At 62.6% G+C, this 1,772-nt stretch carries 2 protein-coding genes; both read left to right on the top strand.

The features are described 5' to 3' along the window. Positions 1-38: 38 nt before the first annotated feature. Positions 39-875 (top strand): taurine ABC transporter permease TauC, encoded by an 837-nt coding sequence (gene tauC, locus ACRESD_RS08425; protein ID WP_431750506.1) that lies wholly within the window; start codon positions 39-41, stop codon positions 873-875. Positions 876-886: 11 nt separating this feature from the next. Continuing rightward, a complete protein-coding gene (tauD, locus tag ACRESD_RS08420; protein ID WP_431750505.1) occupies positions 887-1,723 on the top strand; it encodes a taurine dioxygenase in 837 nt (278 codons plus the stop codon). The last annotated feature ends 49 nt before the right edge of the window (positions 1,724-1,772 follow it).

Below are 1,772 nucleotides of genomic sequence, written 5' to 3'. Positions count from 1 at the left end.
GTACTGGGCAAAGTGTTCTCCCAACGGCAGGTGTCCGCATGAGCAGCTACGAACTTCCCGCCACCGCCGCCAAGCCGGTGGCACCTGCCGTTGTTCCGGTACGCCGTAGCCTGAACACCCGTTGGATCAGCACCATGACCCTGGTCGCCTTGCTGGCGATCTGGTGGGGCGTGACAGCCAGCGGTTGGATCGAACCCCTGTTCCTGCCACCGCCATCCGCCGTGCTGCAAAAAGGTTGGCTGCTGGCGACCACGGGCTATATGGACTCCACCTTGTGGCAACACCTGGGCGCGAGCCTCAGCCGTATCGGCCTGGGCCTGGGATTTGCCGTGCTGACCGCCGTGCCGGTAGGAATTGCCATCGGCGCCAACCGCATCGCACGCGGCATTCTCGACCCGCTGATCGAGTTCTACCGGCCCATCCCGCCGTTGGCCTACCTGCCGTTGATCGTGATCTGGTGCGGCATCGGCGAACTGTCCAAGGTGCTGCTGATTTACTTGGCGATCTTTGCACCCATCGCCATCGCCACCGCGACCGGCGTGCGTACCGTCGACCCGGCAAAACTGCGGGCGGCGCAATCGTTGGGGGCGACCCGTGCACAGTTGATCCGGCATGTGATCCTGCCGAGCGCCCTGCCCGACATCCTCACCGGCGTACGCATTGGCTTGGGCGTGGGTTGGTCGACCCTGGTCGCCGCCGAGCTGATCGCCGCCACCAGCGGCCTGGGCTTCATGGTGCAGTCAGCCGCGCAATTCCTCGTCACCGACGTGGTGGTACTGGGGATTTTGGTGATCGCCCTGATCGCCTTCGCCATGGAAATGGGCCTGCGTGCCCTGCAGCGTAAATTAGTACCTTGGCATGGCCAGGCACATTGAGTGAGAACCGCATGAGCAGCCTGACCGTTACGCCAATCAGCACCGCCTTGGGCGCCTTGATCAGTGGCGTCGATATCACCCAGCCGTTGAACGCCGAAGAACGTGACGCCATTGAACAGGCGCTGCTCACGCACTCGGTATTGTTCTTCCGTGACCAACCGATCAACCCGCAACAACAGGCGCGGTTTGCGGCGAATTTTGGCGACCTGCACATCCACCCGATCTACCCCAACGTGCCGGAACAGCCCGAAGTGCTGATTCTCGACACTGCTGTCACCGACGTGCGCGACAACGCTGTATGGCACACCGACGTGACGTTCCTGCCCACCCCGGCCCTCGGCGCGGTGCTCAGTGCCAAGCTCCTGCCTGCGTTTGGCGGCGATACGTTGTGGGCCAGTGGCATTGCGGCGTATGAGGCGCTGTCCGAGCCGTTGAAGCATTTGCTCGACGGCCTCACCGCCACCCACGACTTCACCAAATCGTTCCCGCTGGAGCGCTTCGGCAACACCGCTGAAGACCTGGCGCGCTGGGAAGAAACCCGTAAGAAAAACCCGCCGCTGTCGCACCCGGTGGTGCGCACGCATCCGGTGAGCGGGCGCAAGTCGCTGTTTGTCAGCGATGGCTTCACCACCAAGATCAATGAACTGGAACCGGCGGAAAGCGAAGCGATTTTGAAGCTGCTGTTCGCCCACGCAACGCGGCCTGAATTCACCATTCGCTGGCGCTGGCAGGAAAATGATGTGGCGTTCTGGGACAACCGCGTGACCCAGCATTACGCGGTGGATGACTACCGGCCGCAGCGGCGGGTGATGCATCGGGCGACGATCTTGGGTGACGTACCATTCTAAGCCACACCGAAGATCAAATGTGGGAGGGGGCTTGCTCCCGATAGCGGTG

Source organism: Pseudomonas sp. (assembly GCF_050739995.1).
Lineage (GTDB): Bacteria > Pseudomonadota > Gammaproteobacteria > Pseudomonadales > Pseudomonadaceae > Aquipseudomonas.
Note: the sequence above shows the minus strand (reverse complement) of the source record. Positions and strands in the feature narration are given on the sequence as shown.

What these genes read in the sequence shown, in the direction of transcription:
- tauC (WP_431750506.1), top strand. Translation starts at nt 39, where the DNA reads ATGAGCAGCTACGAACTTCCCGCCACCGCCGCCAAGCCGGTGGCACCT.
- tauD (WP_431750505.1), top strand. Translation starts at nt 887, where the DNA reads ATGAGCAGCCTGACCGTTACGCCAATCAGCACCGCCTTGGGCGCCTTG.